This window comes from Paenibacillus sp. FSL W8-0439 (genome assembly GCF_038008995.1).
GTDB classification, from domain to species: Bacteria; Bacillota; Bacilli; order Paenibacillales; family Paenibacillaceae; genus Paenibacillus; species Paenibacillus polymyxa.
Genome location: NZ_JBBPAK010000001.1, coordinates 421,884 through 442,867 on the forward strand (window position 1 = coordinate 421,884; position 20,984 = coordinate 442,867).

The 20,984-nt window shown below is 47.3% G+C and carries 18 protein-coding genes, 1 rRNA gene and 1 riboswitch; of the genes, 15 read left to right on the top strand and 4 right to left on the bottom strand.

Features of this window, described 5'->3' with window-relative positions; all coding sequences use genetic code 11:
- Positions 1-71: 71 nt before the first annotated feature.
- Positions 72-188 (top strand): 5S ribosomal RNA (gene rrf, locus MKX36_RS01860).
- Between the two features lie 176 nt (positions 189-364).
- Here rrf and MKX36_RS01865 read toward each other — a convergent pair.
- Positions 365-523, bottom strand: coding sequence for a hypothetical protein (locus MKX36_RS01865; RefSeq protein ID WP_016818883.1), 159 nt, complete (start codon positions 521-523; stop codon positions 365-367).
- A 294-nt stretch (positions 524-817) separates the two neighbouring features.
- Here MKX36_RS01865 and MKX36_RS01870 point away from each other — a divergent pair, with 294 nt between their 5' ends.
- The 5 genes from MKX36_RS01870 to MKX36_RS01890 all read left to right on the top strand — a co-directional run bounded on the left by MKX36_RS01870 (position 818) and on the right by MKX36_RS01890 (position 7,102).
- Positions 818-2,149 carry an extracellular solute-binding protein gene (locus MKX36_RS01870; RefSeq protein ID WP_016818882.1) on the top strand — a complete coding sequence of 444 codons (1,332 nt, stop codon included), beginning with the start codon at positions 818-820 and terminating at the stop codon, positions 2,147-2,149.
- Between the two features lie 231 nt (positions 2,150-2,380).
- Positions 2,381-3,271: a carbohydrate ABC transporter permease gene (locus MKX36_RS01875; protein WP_019685896.1), complete on the top strand. Its 891-nt coding sequence runs from the start codon at positions 2,381-2,383 to the stop codon at positions 3,269-3,271.
- Between the two features lie 5 nt (positions 3,272-3,276).
- Positions 3,277-4,110 (top strand): carbohydrate ABC transporter permease, encoded by an 834-nt coding sequence (locus MKX36_RS01880; RefSeq protein WP_371317264.1) that lies wholly within the window; start codon positions 3,277-3,279, stop codon positions 4,108-4,110.
- A 30-nt stretch (positions 4,111-4,140) separates the two neighbouring features.
- Complete coding sequence (locus MKX36_RS01885; RefSeq protein WP_340864115.1) at positions 4,141-5,937, top strand: sensor histidine kinase; 1,797 nt, start codon at positions 4,141-4,143, stop codon at positions 5,935-5,937.
- Positions 5,918-7,102, top strand: a complete 1,185-nt coding sequence (locus MKX36_RS01890) for a response regulator (protein ID WP_025363804.1) — start codon at positions 5,918-5,920, stop codon at positions 7,100-7,102. The genes MKX36_RS01885 and MKX36_RS01890 overlap by 20 nt, the downstream gene beginning before the upstream one ends.
- Before the next feature lie 72 nt (positions 7,103-7,174).
- Here the strand turns inward: MKX36_RS01890 and MKX36_RS01895 are convergent, their stop codons facing one another.
- Positions 7,175-8,080 (bottom strand): LysR family transcriptional regulator, encoded by a 906-nt coding sequence (locus MKX36_RS01895; protein WP_340864116.1) that lies wholly within the window; start codon positions 8,078-8,080, stop codon positions 7,175-7,177.
- Positions 8,081-8,241: 161 nt separating this feature from the next.
- On the opposite strand from MKX36_RS01895, the gene MKX36_RS01900 reads away from it, so the two are divergent.
- From MKX36_RS01900 to MKX36_RS01925, 6 genes are all read left to right on the top strand, one after another.
- Positions 8,242-8,832: a UbiX family flavin prenyltransferase gene (locus tag MKX36_RS01900; protein WP_340864117.1), complete on the top strand. Its 591-nt coding sequence runs from the start codon at positions 8,242-8,244 to the stop codon at positions 8,830-8,832.
- A gap of 28 nt (positions 8,833-8,860) precedes the next feature.
- A complete protein-coding gene (locus MKX36_RS01905) occupies positions 8,861-10,279 on the top strand; it encodes a non-oxidative hydroxyarylic acid decarboxylases subunit C (protein ID WP_025363806.1) in 1,419 nt (472 codons plus the stop codon).
- 41 nt (positions 10,280-10,320) lie between these two features.
- Positions 10,321-10,545 (top strand): non-oxidative hydroxyarylic acid decarboxylases subunit D, encoded by a 225-nt coding sequence (locus MKX36_RS01910; RefSeq protein WP_340864118.1) that lies wholly within the window; start codon positions 10,321-10,323, stop codon positions 10,543-10,545.
- 71 nt (positions 10,546-10,616) lie between these two features.
- A complete protein-coding gene (locus tag MKX36_RS01915; RefSeq protein WP_016818873.1) occupies positions 10,617-11,078 on the top strand; it encodes a hypothetical protein in 462 nt (153 codons plus the stop codon).
- Between the two features lie 163 nt (positions 11,079-11,241).
- Positions 11,242-12,402: a serine hydrolase domain-containing protein gene (locus MKX36_RS01920; RefSeq protein WP_017427171.1), complete on the top strand. Its 1,161-nt coding sequence runs from the start codon at positions 11,242-11,244 to the stop codon at positions 12,400-12,402.
- A gap of 172 nt (positions 12,403-12,574) precedes the next feature.
- The gene (locus tag MKX36_RS01925) at positions 12,575-14,911 is read left to right on the top strand and encodes an Ig-like domain-containing protein (protein ID WP_340864119.1); all 2,337 of its coding nucleotides are present in this window, start codon (positions 12,575-12,577) and stop codon (positions 14,909-14,911) included.
- 79 nt (positions 14,912-14,990) lie between these two features.
- Here the strand turns inward: MKX36_RS01925 and sdaAA are convergent, their stop codons facing one another.
- Together sdaAA and sdaAB are read right to left on the bottom strand one after the other, a co-directional pair.
- Positions 14,991-15,890 carry an L-serine ammonia-lyase, iron-sulfur-dependent, subunit alpha gene (sdaAA, locus tag MKX36_RS01930; protein ID WP_016818870.1) on the bottom strand — a complete coding sequence of 300 codons (900 nt, stop codon included), beginning with the start codon at positions 15,888-15,890 and terminating at the stop codon, positions 14,991-14,993.
- Positions 15,880-16,569, bottom strand: a complete 690-nt coding sequence (gene sdaAB / locus MKX36_RS01935; RefSeq protein WP_016818869.1) for an L-serine ammonia-lyase, iron-sulfur-dependent subunit beta — start codon at positions 16,567-16,569, stop codon at positions 15,880-15,882. The genes sdaAA and sdaAB overlap by 11 nt, the downstream gene beginning before the upstream one ends.
- Before the next feature lie 211 nt (positions 16,570-16,780).
- A riboswitch (glycine riboswitch) is annotated at positions 16,781-16,895 on the bottom strand.
- A 214-nt stretch (positions 16,896-17,109) separates the two neighbouring features.
- Here sdaAB and MKX36_RS01940 point away from each other — a divergent pair.
- The 3 genes from MKX36_RS01940 (at position 17,110) to MKX36_RS01950 (ending at position 20,982) form a co-directional block, all read left to right on the top strand.
- Positions 17,110-18,714, top strand: coding sequence for a DUF6359 domain-containing protein (locus MKX36_RS01940; RefSeq protein WP_193190584.1), 1,605 nt, complete (start codon positions 17,110-17,112; stop codon positions 18,712-18,714).
- Between the two features lie 332 nt (positions 18,715-19,046).
- Entirely contained in the window at positions 19,047-20,078 is a 1,032-nt protein-coding gene (locus MKX36_RS01945) for an ABC transporter ATP-binding protein (RefSeq protein WP_193190587.1), read from the top strand.
- Entirely contained in the window at positions 20,056-20,982 is a 927-nt protein-coding gene (locus MKX36_RS01950) for an ABC transporter ATP-binding protein (RefSeq protein ID WP_044787805.1), read from the top strand. Before MKX36_RS01945 ends, MKX36_RS01950 begins: the two co-directional genes overlap by 23 nt.
- Positions 20,983-20,984 lie beyond the last annotated feature (2 nt).

The following is a 20,984-nucleotide window of genomic DNA, read 5'->3' on the forward strand; positions in this document are numbered from 1 at the left end:
ATAGCTATTCATTCACACGATCTGTGCTGAAGCGAATAACCTTACGGAAGAATTTGCGAGGCAAATTCATGTTTGGTGGCGATAGCGGAGGGGTTCCACACGTACCCATCCCGAACACGACCGTTAAGCCCTCCAGCGCCGATGGTACTTGGACCGCAGGGTCCTGGGAGAGTAGGACGTTGCCAAGCACAGAAAAAAGAGCACAGCCTTAATGGTTGTGCTCTTTTTGTATAACCGATTTATTTATCGTCCACATGAAAGGCTCATGCCATGCCTTTGGTTAAAAGCACTAATATATTCTGGTTGTTCCTTGTATAGGGCTGCTTGACGTGCTGTTTCAACTGAGATCCAGCATTGTGCGATGTTAATCTATTTCAACCTCTTCTGTCTGGAGGACACTTAAGGCTTGAAGTTTACGGGTAATTTCCTTTTGCCACTTTGTATCTCCGACTTGTACGGCAAGATTGAGAAGATCCAAATAATCATCGATATGCAGGGAGGTTTTACTAAAAGCTTCTTTCACTGCGGTCCTGCCTCCTTTAAAGTCTATGTGTATTTATCATTTAATAATGATAATCATTATCAAATAAAGATCTTATTCATATTATGCCTGTCTTCTAGATAAATTGCAAGTTATGATATGAATGAATTTTGAAGCACGCAAATGAGGGCTTAAAAAAACAAACCCTTCTCCTTAAGTTCACGCATTGTTCACGTCTTTTCTATGTAACATAATGAAAAGAACAAGCGGGCATTGAGTGTCCACCGACTAGGAGGATAAATTGCGCAATGCTTCAACCAGAGGAGGAAAAGGAACATGAGCAGAGTAAAAATGAAAGCGTTTGCCGTTGTGGCGGCGGGCGCCTTGGCATTGACGCTGGCAGCTTGTAATAACGGACAGAGCGCAAGTCCGGGAAATTCAGGGGAAAAGGGTGGAGGCAATGTAACGAAGGATGTGACGATTACCTTTCAAAACATCAATCCTGATCCGAGCACCCCTTCATACAAAATGATAAAGCAGATTGTAAGTCAATACGAGCAGAATCATCCTCATGTCAAAATTGAATTGGATTCGCTAAATACAGATCAGCAAAAGCTCAAGCTGAAAACACAAGCAGCAGCGAAGGAAGTACCGGATATTACGATTGTAAATCCGGCTGCACAGATGAAGCCATTCGTAGATGCCGGGCTACTGGCACCATTAAATGATGTAGCTGATAAAGAGGGGTTAAAAGATACGTTTCAGGATGGCCTTCTTAACTACTATAGCTTCGATGATAAGCTTTACGCTTTTCCAGATGGTAACAATATAGAAGTGGTCTTTTACAATAAAGAATTGTTCGAGCAGGCGGGAATTCAAAAGTTGCCGACCACCTTTGATGAGCTGATAACAACGGTGAAGACACTGAAGGCAAAGGGAATTACTCCAATTGCTATTGGGGAAAAGGATTCATGGACCGGTTCCCTCCTTTTTATGAATATTCTGTTGCGTACAAATGAAGGACCAAATTTCCTCAATGATGTGCTGGATGGCAAAAAGACGTTTAATGACCCGGCTTTTGTGGAAGCTGTGGATGCATTTCAGGAATTGGTGCAGGCCGGGGCTTTCCCTGATGGAGCTACATCTATTGACTATAATGCAGGCGGTAATATTTTTAAAACAGGGAAAGCTGCAATGTATATTATGGGCACCTGGGAAACAGGTTCTATTGATGCCTCCCCGGTAGCGGGTAAGGTCGGAGCGTTTCAATTCCCTACGGTGAATGGCAAAGGGAATGTGAATGAGTATGTCATTGCGCCGGGTAGCGCGTTTGCGGTATCTGCGAATAGTGAACATTTACAGGAGACGAAGGACTTTCTGCACTATTTTATTACAGAGATGCCCAAGATTCAGTTTGATCTGAAGAATGCAATTGGCAGCGGTCAGAAAATGAAAGGTGATCTGAAGGAAGCGGGTTATTCCGAGTTAGCCATTAGTCTCAATGAGCTGTTCAAAAATGTAAAAGGAGGGGACCTTGCTTTTGATAATACGATGAATCCGGCTATTGCACAGGCGCATCTAAGTAGCATTCAAAACCTGTTTGTACAACAAGAAGACTCTGCGCAAGTTGCGAAGGAACATCAGAACACTTTTGAAGCAAATAAATAATTGAGAATTTTGCAAACATCCAATAGGTGGCTTCCAATGAAGAATGTATAGATCGAAATGGCCTAGTTCGTCTAGATATTGCACTTTGGAGCGACTGGAATCGAATTTTGCGAAATCCTGGAGTAGCAGACTTGAGGGGAGGGAGCGAAAGTTCCCTTCCCTGATTCGGAATCACATATGGCTGAGCATTCCCAGAAAGATGCTTCGAATCAACACAAAGGAGATTAGAGCATGAATGTACTGAAGGTGCCGGCACGCACGATTGCCGTTTTCGTGCTGCCCTGCCTGTTGCTGTATACCTGTATGGTATTTGTTCCGATTCTGGTATCTGTGTATTGCGGGTTGCTGGATTGGAACGGAATTGCAGAGGCGAAGTTTGTGGGGCTGGCTAATTTCAAACGAATTTTTACAGCCGATCCAGTGTTCTGGCCGTCCGTGAAGCGGACGATGATGTTCGCTGTATTTTCCATGCTGGAAATTCCATTCTGTCTGCTGCTGGCCATTTTACTCAATCGTTATGTGCGTAAGGCAAATACATTGGTAACGATGTATTTTCTGCCGGTCATTCTATCGGTAGTCATTATCGGGCAGTTGTGGAAAACGATCTATAATCCGGCCTCGATGGGTGGGATGCTGAACGGTATATTGATGGCGGTCGGACTGGAAAGCTGGACACGCTCTTGGCTGACAGAACCGCAGATAGCAATGTATGCTCTATATTTTGTATCGTTGTGGCAATATTTTGGCTACCATTTGCTTATCCAGTTTACTGGGGTACAAAACATACCCAATGAGCTGTATGAAGCAGCTAAAATTGATGGGGCAGAAGGATTCAAAGCAGACCGTTACATTACGTTGCCGCTCATTGTGCCTATTTTCAAAATATCTATTGTATTAGCCTTTATCGGGTCCTTGCAATCGTTTGATTTGATCTGGGTGATGACGGGTGGAGGACCAGCCCATGCGACGGATACAGTATCCACGTATATGTACAATATGTCCTTTTTATCTATGAAATACGGGTATGGCAGTGCATTGGCTTCGTTTCTTGTAGTAATCTGCTTGTCATTTACAATTGTGATAAATTTTGTTTTCAAACGAATAGAAAATAAGGTAAGCTAAAGGGGATGGGACTGTTGAACGCTTTGAAAAAAATGGGGGTTTTCTCCCTGTTGGCCGTCTTAGTGGTCACCCAGCTGTATCCACTCTTTTGGCTGCTGACCTATTCGTTGAAGACGAATGAAGAGATATTAAGTTCAAGCTTCTTTGCACTCCCTCAAGTGCCCCAGTGGCACAACTACCAGGAAGCCTATGAATCAGGGAGCTACTTGCGTTATTTAGGAAACAGTGTGCTGGTGACCGGGGTTACAATGATTTTTGTCATTGTATTAAGCTCGATGACTGCTTATGCAATTACACGTTTTCGCTGGCGTTTCGGGGCTGTTGTGCTGACATTGTTTTTGGTCGGGATGATGATCCCCATGCAAGCTACACTGCTACCGCTGATGGTGATGTTTAAAAACGTCCATATTCTGAATACGTATTTCTCGCTGATTTTACCCTACATTGCTTTTCAGACACCGATTGCGGTCTTCATCCTATCCGGCTTTATGCGGTCCATTCCCCACGAAATTGAAGAATCCGCCTACATTGACGGAGCGAGCATCTATCGTATCTTCCGCAGTGTAATCTTACCCATCTCGATTCCGCCTATCATGACAGTGTGTATTTTAACCTTCATTAATATTTGGAATGAATACATTATGGCTGCCACCTTTATCTCGTCCGAAAAGCTAAAAACGCTCCCTTTCGGCGTATATACGTTCGTCAGCCAGTATTCTGTGAATTATGGCAACATTGGTGCTTTTTTAGTCATGGGGGCCTTACCAGTCATTATTATTTATTTTGTCCTGTCCGAAAAAATCACCAAGGGCATGGTTGCAGGAGCGGTTAAAGGATAGGCGGCCGATGCGAAAGGAGCGCACAGAGGTATGATGCGCCGTTTTCAATCCATTCAATACCGCTTGTTTGTTCTGTTCCTATTGAGCATGTCCAGCATTGTGCTGGCGGTGAGTCTATTATTTTACAACCGTACTACGGTGCAGTTCCATGATAAGATCAGTGAGCTTGCGCGTAAAAATGTATCTCAGACGGCAGGTCTGTTCGAATTGCTGCTCGACAGCTATAACAGTCTCTCCAAGTCGATCAGCAACAATATGGATTTGGTTCGTCTGCTGACGACAGATCATAGTGATTTACCTGCTGTCAATTACATCAACGAACGTACGATTACGAATATCCTTGGAGCCATCTACTATTCGCGCGAGGATCTAATCGGCATTCATGTCATCACAGACACAGGCAAGGTATACAATTATGGGAATTATATGAATGTCATTGATACTCATTACGAGCATACGGAATGGTACAGGGAAATTCGAAGGTCGGCAGGCAAAATTGCATGGCTGGGTGTTTATCCTCACTCTGTCATCGACCAAGTGGAAACTAGGCCTGTGTTTGCATTTGGACGGCAGCTCTATGATCTGGATGAACACAAGCCGATTGGTATTGTTCTATTTGAGGCTGAACCGCGTTCAATATTGTCCGCTCTCCACAATTTACGGCTGAGCACTAATAGTCAGGTCTATCTGTTGGGCCATGAAAATCGAATTGTATCGGCTACTTCTTCTGATCCACCACCAGATTTGCGAAATCTAGAGCCACAGGTCCCGGAGGAGGATGTAATTGTAGATCGGAATAATGAGAAAGTTGTAATCGCTTCCAAACTTCCGTTTGCCGATTGGTCGGTGATTAGTGTGACACCCAGCGAGGATCTGAATGTGGAACTGGCTCAAACTCAAAGGTACTTATTTATCGTGGCACCTATACTCATTATGGTATCGGCGCTAATTGCGTCTATCGTCTCCAGGGGCATCTCCCTTCCGCTCAAACGAGTTATTCGGGAAATGAAACGGGTAGAGACAGGCAATTTCCGCCACACGGTAAACATCGAATCCTATGAAGAAATCAACCAGTTGGCTACCTCTTTCAACCATATGGTAAGGCAGATTGCAGAACTGATTGAGTTGGTGCGTATATCATCGGTCAGCGAGAAAAATGCGGAGCTACACGCTCTGCAGACGCAGGTTAATCCACATTTTCTGTACAATACGCTGGATATGATCTATTGGATGCTGGATGAAAAGGGGCAGGATCAGCTCGGTGAGGTGGTTCTCTCCTTATCCCATATGTTCCGTTACAGCAGTCACTGGGAAGAGGGAGCCGATGTGAGCCTTCGGGAAGAAGTAGAGCAGGTCGGTTACTACCTCACCATTATCCAGGCTCGGCTGGAGGGCAGGGTATCTGTTGACGTCCACATTGAAGAACGATGGCTGGATATCCGTTTACCTAAAATGACCTTACAGCCGTTAATTGAAAATGCGGTGAAACATGGGCTGGAGCCTCTTCATGCAGATACAGGTGGCACACTGCTCGTCAGAGCGGAGGAGTATGGCGGTGTATTGAGCCTGCACATCATCGACAACGGTGTAGGGATGGAATATGAACGATGGGGGGTGGTCCAGGTCGCTTTGGCAGAACCCGGCAAACAGGCGGGCAGCGGGCAGGCGGGAGGCATCGGCCTGCAAAACCTAAATTTACGGCTACGGCACATGTTCGGAGAAGAGTACGGCCTACGGATCTCCAGCGCACCAGGGGCCGGAACGACAGTCACTGTAAGTGTGCCTCTGCCACAGAAGGAGGAGAAACATGAATATTCTGATAGCTGACGATGAGAATATGATTCGACAGGGGATTCGGCGTACTATTGGCCAAGCACTACCAACCTGCGGCATTCATCTCGCTGCTTCCACCGAGGAAGCAGCAGGCATTCTGGCGGAGCATCCTGTAGATATTGTATTGACCGATATCCTCATGCCCGGTATGGATGGTCTGGAATTCATGCGCATTTCCAAGCGAAAGCATCCTCATCTGCAGTGGGTTGTCATTTCGGCCCATTCCGACTTCCAATATGCGCAAAGGGCAGTAAAGCTGGGTGCCAAAGACTACCTGTTAAAACCAATCGGTAAAAAGAAGCTACTGGAATGCATTGAAATGTTAGCAGCCGAAGCGCTTGTGGCCTCGCAACAGGCGAACGAGGGCAGGCTTCTTAAATCCAATATGGTTTATTTGCGTGAAGCTGTTTTCCAGCGTTATGCGCTCGGACTGGATACGGGTAAGCTGGATATACAGCCTTTCGTCGAAAATTATCCAGAATTCCATCTTTTTATGGTTCGCATGGAACCTGACCACAAGCAGACGCATTTGGAGCATTTTATGATTGAAAATGTACTGTCCGAGCTCATTGAGGCTGGAGGCAGCGGCTTTGTCGTTAGTCTAGACCGCCATAGTCTGCTGGGGATTGCAAGGCTAAGGGATGAAGCAGAGGCTGCACGGCTAGAGACGTTGCTTGAATCCCATTTGAAGCGTTATGTCAGGGTGCCTCTGCAAATTACACGTTCAGGTGTTCACCACAATTTCTCATCCATACCTGAAGAGGTAGCGCGACTAAGACGAACACCAGAGGAGATTGCAGCCGCAGCAGCGGATACAGGAGAATGCCTCCGCAAGGGTATGCATACGGTTGATGTAGCATTGCAATATATCCGGGCTCATTTTACAGAGGAGCTGTCACTGGAAAAAGTGGCCTCAATCGTATTTTTAAATCCGGTGTATTTCAGCCAGTTATTCAAGCAAAAGACGGGACAAGGCTATAAGGATTACGTTATTTCATTGCGTATGGAAGAGGCAAAGCGGCTGCTAAATGATCCTCATCTGCGGCTGGCTGATATTTCCGAGCGGATTGGATATCAAGATATGAGGCATTTTACACAGGTATTTCGGCGCAAATGTGGAATGACTCCGACCGAGTATCGGCATCAAGGAGTTAAATAAGTTGGTATCAACGACCGAATGAAGGAAGTTCATACAGCATCAGACTGTTTCAGGAGTAGAGCGGTAGAGCATCTACTCGGGAACAGTCTTTTTCGTGTCTCCAGCTTGTAGCAGTTCAACAAATTTGCGAGCTGCATTGGATAAATAACGATCCTTGCGCCATACGACGGCAGGCTGTGTGAAAGGGAATGGCTCCTTAATGGAGAGTGTGCGAAATCTGTCCCCGTATTCTTGTCCCAAGCCAGCGTCTGGAATAATGGTAATTCCCATGCCTGTGGAAACGAGCGAGAGAATGGTCGATATTTCTGGACAGTCCAATACGACGCGCGGAATAAGATGGTGTTCCTGAAATTTGCGGATGACGGTTTCGTATAGTCCGTATCCTTCTGTTCGGCGTCCCAACAAGAGGTCATAGCTGGCAGCTTCCTGTAATGTAATTTCCCCACTGGGATGGCGATCTGCCCATTCACACGGAAGAACCGCAACAAAAGAAACGCCCTCCAGTTCAATCGTATGGTACGATTTGTCGTCTACCGGAAGCAGCAGCAGGGCCAGATCGACTTTATTTTGATGCAGCAGCTCTTCCAGATGATGTGTGTCTCCGTGTCCTATTTTAACGTATACCTCTGGATAAACCTGATGAAAGTGACTGAGTTGTTCAGTAATCAGAGACATACAGGCGGATGACGTGCCTATGGCAAGTGTGCCGGTTACTCTGTTTTCAAACTCCCCAATTTCTCTACAGGTGTCCTCCATTTCAGCCAATAATCGTTTGGCGCGTGTATACAGTATATATCCGGCCTCGGTAACTTCCCACTTCTTTCCTTTACGGTAAATCAGCTTTACACCAAGCTCGTCCTCCATATTTTTGAGTTGTTGACTCAGTGGAGGCTGGGCCATGTTGAGCGTTCTGGCGGCCTTGGTGATTTGCCCTTCCTCCACGATGACGCAAAAGTATTGCAGATGCTTCAAGTCCACTGGGGATTCCTCCTCATTTCTAAACAACGCTTCGATTTAAATACTTTTAAAGTATGCATTACATATATTATATATATTTTTCGTGTGCAGGGAACGGGCGTATAATTTTTGACAGTAATGCATGGGTGAACATAAAACGATGGGATGGAAGGAGGGGACATATGAAGAAAATCATTGTAGGAATATCGGGAGCGACAGGGTCAATCTTTGGTATCCGTATATTGCAAAAATTACGGGAGGCTGGAGTCCAAAGCCATCTGGTGCTATCCCCGTGGGCTATTGCCAACATTCCCTATGAGACAGGCTACACGGTGAAGGATGTGGAGGCAATGGCGGATGCAGTCTACTCGTATAAGGATCAGGCCGCACGTATTTCTAGCGGCTCCTTCCGGGTAGATGGTATGGTCGTCGCTCCTTGCAGTATGAAGACTCTTGCCTCTATTCGTATCGGTATGGCGGACAACCTGCTTACCCGATCAGCGGATGTGATACTGAAGGAGCGAAAGAAGCTGCTGCTCATGACCAGAGAAACACCATTAAGCAGTATCCATCTGGAAAATATGCTGGAGCTGTCACGTATGGGCGTGATGATCCTGCCGCCGATGCCTGCCTTTTATAATCATCCTGTAAGTATCGAGGAATTAGTGGATCATATTGTTTTTCGCGCATTGGATCAGTTCGGTATTGTCACAACCGCAGCCAAACGCTGGGATGGGATGAAGCAGAATGACTCCAGGCTGCACCAGAATTGAGAAATCGAAAGACGAAGGAGAATGAATGATGGCTTATAAAGACTTTCGCGATTTTCTACACACCTTGGAAAAGGAGGGACAATTACTCACGATCAGCGATGAGGTAAAGCCGGAGCCGGACCTCGCAGCAGCTAACAGAGCATTAAACAATCTTGGAGATAAGACGCCTGCTCTCTTTTTCAACAACATCTATGGATATACGGATGCTCGTATTGCAATGAATGTGATGGGCTCCTGGCCCAATCATGCCCTCATGATGGGAATGCCCAAAAATACGCCGCTCAAGGAGCAGTTTTTTGAATTTGCCAGACGCTATGAACAATTTCCGGTGCCCGTGAAGCGGGAAGAAGCCGCTCCTTTTCATGAAGTCGAAATTACGGAGAATATTAATTTGTTTGATATTTTGCCGTTGTTTCGTTTGAATCAGGGGGACGGAGGGTTTTATTTGGATAAAGCAATTCTAATTTCACGCGATCTGGATGACCCGGACACCTACGGTAAGCAAAATGTCGGCTTATACCGGATGCAGGTGAAAGGCAAGAACCGTTTGGGCATCCAGCCTGTACCACAGCATGATATTGCGATCCATATCCGTCAGGCTGAGGAGCGTGGCGAAAATCTGAAGGTGGCTATTGCCCTCGGATGTGAGCCTGTGATTACCACGGCTGCTTCTACGCCGCTGCTGTACGATCAATCCGAATATGAGATGGCGGGCGCCATTCAGGGCGAGCCTTATCGTGTGGTCAAAGCGAAGGATGCAGATCTGGATCTGCCTTGGGGAGCCGAGGTCATTTTGGAAGGCGAAGTGTTAGCAGGTGAACGTGAGTATGAAGGTCCATTCGGTGAATTCACAGGTCACTATTCCGGCGGTCGCGCGATGCCAGTCATTCAGATTAATCGTGTATATCACCGCAAACAGCCTATCTTTGAGCATCTGTACATCGGGATGCCTTGGACGGAAACGGATTATATGATCGGTGTGAATACAAGTGTACCGTTGTTTCAGCAGCTTAAGGATGCTTTTCCTAATGAAATCGTAGCTGTTAATGCCATGTATACGCATGGGCTGGTCGCTATTATTTCCACGAAAACCCGGTATGGCGGCTTTGCGAAGGCTGTGGGAATGCGTGCGTTAACGACTCCGCATGGATTGGGGTATTGCAAGCTGGTGATTGTGGTGGACGAGGAGGTCGATCCGTTCAATCTGCCGCAAGTCATGTGGGCTTTATCCACCAAGCTTCATCCAAAGCATGATGCTGTCATTGTTCCTGGCTTGTCTATTTTACCGCTTGACCCCGGCTCTGATCCGGCAGGTATGACGCACAAAATGATACTGGATGCGACGACACCTGTAGCACCGGATATTAGAGGCCATTACTCGCAGCCGCTCGATTCCCCGCTGGGTGTAGCGGAATGGGAGAAAAAGTTGAGCCAAATGCTTCGCTAAATATTTTTAAAAACAAAGAAAATTTAAAGGAGTGCTGACAGATGCATATTTGTCCCCGTTGTGAGTCCAATCGTTCAGAAGTCGTTTCCCATTCGCCGGTTAAAGGTGCCTGGGAGGTTTTGTTATGCCCTGTATGCCTGTTCACATGGCGAACCTCAGAACCGGATAGCATTACTGATCCAGCAAAGTATAAATCGGCGTTCAAGATAAACCCCCAAGATATTCCGGATGCTGCTCATGTTCCTCCTATTCCAGAGCGGATATAGGGTCGTTCGTAAGTAGCCGTAATTTATGGTATTTTGAAGTTATAGGCCAAATGTAAAGGGGATTATACTTCATGCAGACGCCAAGGATCGGTAAGGAACTGTTCACGCTGCTGAACGGCAAGGAGTTGGAGCACAAGCAACAGGAAGCAATGATGCTGTTGACGGTTACGGAAGATCAGTGGCCGCACATAGCGATGATTAGTGTGGGTGAGATTGTAGCGCTGGACGAGAAAAATCTGCGTCTGGCACTGTGGCCCGGTACGACCACGACGGGCAACATGATCCGTACGGGGAAGGCGACACTTGCGGTGTTCACCGGGGGAAAGGCACATTATGTGCGATTGTCGCTGGAACATCTGCCCGCTTTGCGTGAAGCCAAGCATGTGCGTGAGCGATTTGCGGCACGGGTTTTCGCAGCTAGAGAGGATTCGGCCCAATATGCGGATATCTTGACAGGTGTCACAATTCGCCTCAAGGAGCCGGAATCGGTGATCAATCGCTGGAAAGAGACGGTGGCAGAGTTGTTGGTATAAAGCTATCTGATTATGACAAATCATCTTTGTAATTACCAAGTTTACCGTTAAAATAGATGCAAGGGAATAAGCGCTTACAAGGAGTCAGGTTGAGCTTGTTGGAACAGGAATTAGAGCGTGAGGGGAAGCTTGTTTCTTTTGAAGGAAAATAGGAGGGATGAAAATGTCTCGTTTTGACAAGGTAGATCAGCTATTGCAACAATTCTTAGCGAATGGACCTGCAGGGTGTGGTTGTGCCATTGCACAAAATGGCCAAGTGTTGTATGAAGGATATCATGGATATGCTGATGTGGAAACTCGGAAACCGATTACTGAAGATACCGTGTATCGCTTGTTTTCCATGACAAAGGTTGTTGTATGTGCGGCTGCCCTTATGCTGTATGAACGCGGACAATTTTTATTGAATGAGCCTTTGTGTGAATATTTACCTGAGTATCGCGATTCGTATGTATTCAAAACTGCTCCTAACGGATACACCTACGTTGACAAGGCGGATAATCCTATTTTAATTAAGCATATATTCAATATGAGTGCGGGGCTTCCTTATGCTTCCGAGTTTTCAGAAACAGGAAAAGCTATGCACAAGGTCATTACAGCTTTAAAGGAAAAGCAAGGGAAATATGACCTGCGTACAGAAATTAAAGCGCTTTCTAAAGTTCCGCTTGCATTTGAACCGGGAACACGATGGTTATACGGATATGGACATGATCTTGTTGCAGGTCTAATTGAAGTCATTTCAGGTAAATCATTAGGACAATTTTTGAAGGATGAAATCTTTGATCCACTTGGAATGAACAATACAGGTTACCGTTATCGTGGAGATATTGAATCGCGGATGGCCTCCATGTATCAACGGACAGACGCCGGAAAACTTGAAAAAATTGAAGGTTTCTTGGATGAACATCATCAGCCAGATGCTATATATGAAGGTGGAGGCGCAGGCTTATATTCGACAGTCAAAGAATACCTGACATTTTCACAAATGTTGTCAAATGGCGGCATGGTAGACGGTGTGAGGCTATTGGGGAGAAAAACCATTGATTTAATGCGCACAAATCATCTGAGTACAGCCCAACTATCGGATTTCACCAATTCATACCATACAGGTTATGGCTATGGACTGGGCGTGCGTACGTTAATGGATAAAGCGGCTGGTCATGCAAACAGCTCGATTGGGGAATTTGGCTGGACGGGAATGGCAGGCACATGGGTTTCTATAGATCCGAGCGAACAGTTCTCCGTCGTTTATATGCATCAGCTTGATCCCAATATGGAAGAGTATCACCATTTGAGAATACGTGCAGCAGCTTATAGCTGTTTGTAAAAGTAAGGGTATATTTAACGATTTGATCTTCGGTAATACCGATTCTAGTTAATAAGGACCAAATTTTCTTTAAAGTCTAAACTATTCTTTTCCATATGACGACATAAAACGTAGGTGTAGGGATTTTGCGAAATCCTCAATTTTTAGCATTGAAATGGGAGGGAATTAGATTTTGAAGAATAGATGGTCCGGATTTCTGGCGTTGGTCATCCTGATTTCAAGTTTTACATCATATGCAGGGTTTGCATCTGCAGCAGATGCGGTGCTTTCCAAGATTGTCCTTTCCTCTAACGAGGTAACTTTGCAGCAGGGAGATACGGCTGCGCTGACGGCTACGGCTGTTTTTAGCGATGGGACGACCTCGAATGTAACCGTAAGCACGGATTGGAAAAGTGATAATACAGCTATCGCTACAGTGTATAACGGTACGGTTTCAGCCAAAGCTGAAGGGGAAGCGACCGTGGTAGCGACCTATAAAGAGAAGGTACAATCGGTTCAGGTACATGTTACGAAAAAGGTTAAGGCGCTGACATCCAATGTACAAAGCCTGAACTTACGTTCGAGCGGCACAGGACAGATTGATTTGACAGCGACTTATAGTGATAATACGACAGCTCAGGTTTCAGGTGATGCGACCTGGACCTCGGATAACCAAAAGGTAGCGACTGTAGTTAACGGATTGGTTACTGCTCAGGGAGCAGGTACAGCTAATATTAAGGCTGTTTATGGTCAACAGACTGTAACGATTGCTGTACAGGTAGAGCAGGTTAAACGTCTCGATGTCAGTTCATCAGAGGTTTCTCTTTTGTTGAAGGATACAGAGAAGGTTAAATTGACAGCAACGTTCCCGGATGGATCGGTACAGGACGTGACAGAGTCTGCTGAGTGGAGCTCCAGCAATGCAGCTGTGGCAGATGTACTGAAAGGCACTATTACCGGCTATAGCGCGGGTAAGGCGACGATCACAGGTAAATATGGCACGATGTCCGCTACGATTGCGGTGGATGTAGATCAGACGAATAAGCTGAAAGCCAGCGAAACCAATATTTTTCTCCGTTTGGATGAATCTAAAAAAATACAGGTATCTGCTGTCTACCCGGATGGAACAGTAACGGATATCACAGATAAAGCTACTTGGGCATCAAACGATGAAAAAGTTGCAACGGTGAATAAAGGAACGATTATGGCCATTGGAGCGGGTTCAGCTACAGTGACTGCTAAGTATGGAGATAAGACAGTTTCGATCAAGACAGATGTCGAAACCTCTAGATTTCTGGATTTGAGCGAGGACAAGCTGAGCTTGAACGCCAAGGAATCCAAAAAGCTCAAGCTGACTGCAACGTACGTAACAGGTACGGAAGAAGATATCACAAGTAAGGCAGAGTGGAAATCCAGCAATGAAGATATCGCTTTTGTCAGCGCGGGGGAAGTCACAGGTTATAAAACAGGTGAGGCTACGATCACAGCTTCTTATGGCGGCAAAACAGCTACAGCTACAGTATCCGTAAATGTGCCTGGTGATCTGTCTCTGTCCTCCAAAACGGCAACGATTGATATTAATGAGGACTATACTGCAACTCTGACGGCTACTTATGCGGATGGACGCAAGGAAGACGTGACACAGGATGCGGAGTGGGCTTCAAGCGCGGAAGATATTGCTTCTGTGTCCAAAGGAACGATTACGGGTAAAGCAGCCGGTAAAGCGGTTATTACAGCGACCTATAACGGCAAAAAACTGACAATAAACGTACAAGTGGGCCTTGTGGACCGTCTGGAAACAGACTCGCGTGTAATTGCGCTTGGTGCTCAAGAAACAAAGCAGCTGAAAGTAACAGGCGTTAAGAGTGGTGGCACAAAAACAGACGTAACCAAGGACGCCACTTGGACTACTAGTAATGTAAAAGTAGTTGAAGTTAGCGAAGGTTTGATTAAAGCGAATGCAAGCGGTAAGGCAACGGTCACTGCTTCATATGGCAAGCAAACCATTACGTTTACGGTAGAAGTGGACGTAGCGCAAAAGATTGAAGCGGATGCCATTGCGTTATCACTAAAATCCGGGGATCAAAAAACGATTGCGATTGTAGTTAAATCCAGTGATGGAAAAGAAAAGGATGTTACAACCCAAGCTGAATGGAAAACGTCCAACTATAAGGTAGCCACCGTCAAAAAGGGTCAGGTTACCGCGGTCAGCTACGGTAAGGCTAACATTCAGGCGAAGTTTGGCGGTAAGGTGATCAGCGTACCTGTTGATGTTGATACGCTTAAATACCTGCAAACGGACGAAGTCGCCTTGACTTTGAAGGCAGGACAGCTGGCCAAGGTTACGGCTACAGCCACGTATAAGGATGAGTCGGAGAAGGATGTTTCCAAACCTGCTGTCTGGTCCTCGTCCAGAATTATTGTTGCGACCGTCAAAGACGGCAACATTAAGGCACAGGGCAAGGGCAAAGCTGTAATTACAGTGAAATATGCAGGTAAAATGACGAAGGTACAGGTAACCGTTCAGTAATCTGTTAAAATGAAAATAAAAGAGCAAGCATACGTCTAGAGACGATATGCTTGCTCTTTTATTTTTTGAAGCTTAGAAGCTACGATTTATTCTTCTTGGTTGATGTGTTGCGTGTCAGTGATTCGGTCAAACGCTTGCCAGTGGGTGTCTGGGCCAAGCCGCCTTTGGCGGTCTCGCGGTGCTTTGATGGCATTGCGCTGCCGACTTCAAGCATTACGTCAATGACTTCGTCAGACGGAATGGCGCTGCGCACACCCGCCAAAGCCATATCCGCTGCGGCAAGTGCGGTCACGGCTCCCAGCCCGTTGCGCACGATGCACGGAATCTCGACGAGTCCGGCGACGGGGTCGCAAATCAGACCGAGCGTGTTCTTGAGCGCTAGGCCTACGGCGTGAACGGCCTGCTCAGGTGTGCCGCCGCGTAGCTCCACCATCGCGCCAGCGGCCATCCCGATGGCTGAGCCAATCTCAGCCTGACAGCCTCCCTCCGCGCCGGAAATGAAGGAATTGTTGGCGATGACGTAGCCAATGGCTCCGGCTGCGAACAAGCCGTGCACCATATGCTCATCATCCCAGCCGAACCGCTCCTGTGCACTAATGAACACACCGGGGATGACTCCACAAGAGCCAGCAGTGGGCGTAGCCACAATACGCCCCATGGACGCATTAACCTCCGACACGGATAGCGCATAAGCCATGGCGAGTGCGGAGGCGTCGCCGGAGCAGGTTTCCCCTGCCCGCAGATACTCGGCCAGACGCTTGCCGTCACCGCCCGTTAATCCACTGCGGGATACGGTGTCTTGCGTCTGACCACGATGAACGGCCTCCTTCATGACTTCATAATAATCAGACATTTGGCGGAAGATTTCTTCTTCCGTTGTATTCGTCTCTTGTACCTGCTCTTGAATCATCAGGCGGCCAATCGTGGTGGATTCCTCCGCGCATATGGCGCTGATTTCATGCAGATGGCTAAATCGCATCAGATTCAGCTCCTTTTTTCAAATTAATCATTTTAATTTCGTACATATGTGGTAAGGATCGTAGTTTTGCGATCAGTTCAGCCGTAGGAGGACTGTCCGTTTCGATGGCGGTAAGTGCTTCACCATCTCGGCCTTTGCGATCCACATGCATATAGGCAATGTTAATGTCGGCAGCGCCGAGTGCTGAAGTCACCGCACCTAATGTGCCGGGCTTATCCGAGTGAAGAAGCACCAACGTAGCCAGCTCCCCGGTCAGGTTGACTCGGAATTCGTTGAGCTGCTGGACATGGATGCTGCCGCCGCCGATGGAGGAGCCCAGCAGTGTGCGCTGATCCTCACCCTTCCACAGTTCAAAACGGACGGTATTTGGATGGGGCGCGGGTAGTCCGCTGACGGCAAACTCCACGGCCATTCCAGCCTGCTCCGCCCATTGCTCGGCATCTGGAATTCGGTGGTCGTCTGTATCGTAATTGAGCAGGCCTGCGATGAGTGCTAGGTCTGTACCGTGTCCTTTGTAGGTGTCGGCGAAGGAGCCGTACAGTGTCATGCGGGCACGGTCCGGCTGCATCCCGAGCCAGTGACGGGCAACGCGTGCAAGCCGCACCGCGCCTGCAGTGTGTGAACTGGAAGGTCCGGTCATGGCCGGACCGATAATGGAAAATACATCTTTGAAACGCATGGTGTGGCCCCCTGTATGTTCTAGTACCATAGTATATGGTATTTCCGCGTTTGTGCGCAGCTATGACGGTTCCTAATGCTAACGTACAATGTGAGCGCAAAAAAGGACAGGATAAGGAAGTTTCCCTTATCTCTGTCCTCGTTACCTGAGAGTTTCGTGCGGTGTCCTTACCGCCTTACCCCTTGGGTGGCTTGCGCTCTCTCCAGAGTTGCGTCAGATGACGATACATGGACCTGAGAGATTATCCGCCAGCCGGGTGCTGACGTCTTGCTCCTTCGGTGCCGCCAGCGTGTAAGCCCCTGGACAGACTCTCCCGTCATCTTCATTCGCGTATACCGTTCTACATATCTTTCTTAGCGTAATGTATGCCGTGCTCGGTGTCAATCGCAGGTTTCAATTTTTACATAAACAGGCGAGTTTCCGATAAAAAAGATTAAAATTTACATAATTATGGATGAAATCAGGAAGGAATTAGAAGATTGACAGCTAATCTGATAGAGGACAAGTACATTTATGGAATTATAGGAGGGATATTGACGTATGGTAAAAGGCTTGCGGTTCACAGGTTCACGCTTGAAAGGGGTGCTGCATCTAGCAGCGATCGTATCGCTGTTGATTGGGATCCTCGTTCCATTCGGTCAGGTCAAGGCAGAGGGAGCATTGACAGTAGACGAAGCACTTCAGCGCCAAGGCAGTGGAGGTACAGTGACGGTGGAAGGCTACATCGTCGGACATGCTACCGGATCGAAAACAGCTAATTTTTCTGCTCCGTTTGCGAATGATTTTAACGTACTGATTGCCGACCAGGCCAATGAACGTAGCACGTCTAATCTATTGGATGTGCAGCTGACATCTGCGTACAGAGGGCAATTTGGGTTAACAGGTCATCCTGAACTGGTCGGCAGCAAAATTCGCGTGACAGGTACGCTTGGTGCCTACAATAATTTTGGTGGAGTAAAAAGTCCAAGCGCTGTGGAACTGGTGAGTGGAAGCGAGCCGGGGGAACCAGGTGAACCTGGCGAACCTGAACCTGGCAACCCGGGTCAACCCGGTACTACACTGCCGGATGGAAAAGGCAAAAAGGTGCTGTTCGATAATACGCACGCACAGACGGCTGGTGCAGCAGATTGGGTCATTGAAGGCGCCTTCTCCGACTTTGCCAATGGATTACGTAATGTAGGCTTTACTGTGGATCAATTGAACCGCCCTATTCCTTTTACTTATGGAGAACAGGCCATAACCTATGATAAGCTGCGCCAATATGATGTGTTCATCATCGGTGAAGCGAATGTGGCCTTTAAGGCATCCGAGCAGGCTGCCCTGCTGCAATATGTGAATAACGGGGGAAGTGTCTTCTTCATCTCCGACCATTATAATGCCGACCGTAACAAAAACCGTTGGGATTCCTCCGAGGTTATGAATGGCTACCGTCGTGGAGCCTATACTAATCCGGCCAAAGGCATGACTGCAGAAGAAGCTGCATCGCCGGCGATGCAAGGATTAACAAGCTCCGATTGGCTGGCGACCAACTTTGGTGTTCGTTTCCGTTACAATGCGCTTGGCGATGTAAATGCTACGGACATCGTAGCCGCAGATCAATCCTTCGGCATTACCAAGGGTGTACGCTCGATTGCCATGCATGCGGGATCTACGCTGGCTATTATTGATCCTACCAAAGCCAAAGGAATTGCCTACATCCCGACAGGTACAAAAAAATGGGGCAATGCAGTAGACCAAGGAGTCTATAACGGCGGAGGCCGTGCGGAAGGTCCTTATGCTGCGATCTCCAAGGTGGGTCAAGGCAAGGCAGCATTTATCGGTGATTCTTCCCCTGTAGAAGATGCTACTCCGAAATATGCGCGTGAGGAAAACGGACAGTCGAAAAAGACATATGATGGTTTTAAGGAAGTAGACGATGCCACCTTCCTAGTGCAAACGGTTCAATGGCTTGCGTGGAAGCAGGACTACACGAAATTATCCGATGTGGCAGGCTTAACGCTGGATCAACCGACGAAGCTGCTGCCGTTTGAAGAGCCTGCGGCTTCCACAGAACCGCAACCGGAGCCTTGGTCTGCTCCAGCAGCAGGCTACAAATGGTACGATCCAAGAACGTTCAAGCCGGGCTCCTATGGAGCGGCTTCGTAATAAACGCAAAAAATAATTCAGTGTGAGTGGTTGGATGCTAGTTAGCCGTTTGGTCCTCTGTAGGGGATCAAACGGCTTTTTTGTGATGAAAATTAACCTGTGGTTGGTTATTTTATTACATTTTGTGCCAGGAAGGTCGCGCTACGGCTGGATCATTGATTTTTTAAATGATGTTGATAGCATAATCTTAATTGATATATCCATATACTGGTGATAGGATGTATTCAAATTATTCCGACAAAAACGGTATGTAATGTTTGTGGAAGGTTTTAACATCAAACATGGTGAGAATAAGCAGGACAAGACCATGGAGAATGGAGGAAGCGCGCGCATTGAATATCGAACCTGTGTTGGAGATTAAAGGATTATCCGTATCTTTTCGTATCAACGATCAATACCACCCGGCAGTCGATCATCTGGATCTGACGGTCAACCCCAATGAAGTGCTGGCTGTAGTCGGAGAATCCGGTTGTGGCAAAAGCGCGCTGGCGCTTTCCATCCCACAATTGCATGACATGGAGCGGACACGTGTCGAAGGAAAGGTTCTTTTTAAAGGCACGGATCTGATCCGTCTCTCCTCAGGGCAAATGAATAAAATCCGCGGAGCGGGCATTGGCATGATCTTTCAGGACCCGCTGACAGCACTGAACCCGTTAATGAGCATTGGCAAGCAGATCGAGGAAAATCTCGATTATCATACGTCCCTATCTACGAAGCAAAAAAGGGAACGTGTACTGGAGCTACTGGAAAGCGTGGATATACCCAACCCCGTACGTGTGTATGAACAGTATCCACATGAACTTTCAGGAGGAATGCGCCAGCGTGTGATGATCGCGATTGCCATAGCTTGCCGACCCTCACTTATTATTGCAGATGAGCCGACGACTGCGCTCGATGTAACCATTCAATCGCAAATTCTTGACTTGCTCAAACAGCTTCAACAGGAGACTGGAAGCGGAATTATTCTGATTACGCACGATCTTGGCGTTGTGGCGGAAGTAGCTGACCGTGTGGTGGTCATGTATGCCGGAGAAATCGTGGAAAGCGCTGATGTTTTTGAATTATTCCGGCATCCACAGCATCCGTATACGCGTTCCTTGCTAGCCTCCATGCCGGGATCGCATACCAAGGGCGAATCGCTGCATGTCATTGGTGGCATTGTTCCCTCATTGCAAGATATTCCTCGCAATAGCTGTCGCTTTGCTTCGCGTATTCCCTGGATTCAGCAGAGAATGCATGAAGACCATCCCCAATTAAGTGAAATTTCCCCCGGTCACTGGGTCCGTTGTACATGTTATCAGCATTTTCATTTTGAAGACGAAACAAAGGGAGAGACTGCTCATGGCACTACTGGAGCTAAATGATTTGAAGGTTCATTATCCGGTGCGCGGTGGTTTTTTCCAGCGTGTTGTTGATCAGGTAAAAGCAGTGGATGGCGTGTCGATCAGCATAGAGGCAGGCCAAACATATGGGCTAGTGGGAGAATCCGGCTGCGGAAAAACGACGACAGGCAGGACGATTATCGGCCTGAATAAGCTGACGAGCGGACAGATTATTTTTAATGGAAAGGACCTTGCGGCTTTGAGTCGGAATAACCGCCATCCGCTGCGTAGAGACATTCAGATGATTTTTCAGGACCCCTATTCTTCGCTTAACCCGCGCAAGCGCGTATTGGATGTCATTGCTGAACCGCTGCGGAACTTTGAAAGGCTGAGTGATGAGGAAGAGCGGCGAAAAGTGCAGATGCTGCTGGAAAAGGTCGGCTTGAACGCTGATGCGGCCTACAAATATCCGCATGAATTTTCCGGAGGCCAGCGGCAACGGATCGGGATTGCGCGTGCGCTGACATTAAATCCAAAACTGATTATTGCTGATGAACCGGTATCGGCGCTAGATGTTTCTGTGCAGGCACAGGTGCTTAATTTTATGAAGGATGTGCAGCGAGAGTTCAAATTGACGTATTTGTTCATTAGTCATGACCTGGGTATTATCCGCCATATGTGTGACCAAATCGGCATCATGTACCGAGGTCGCTTAGTGGAACAGGGAAGCGAGCAGGACATTTATGAGCGTCCACAGCATTTGTATACCCAGCGGCTTATTGCCACCATTCCCAGTATTGATCCTGCGAAGCGGCTAGAAAATGCTCGAAAAAGGCAGAAGCTTTTATCCTCTTACAAGTCAGAGCTGCCCAAACATTTAGATGCGAGTGGAAAGCCGTTTGCACTAAAATCAGTAAGTCCATCCCATCAAGTCGCGCTACCTTAAGG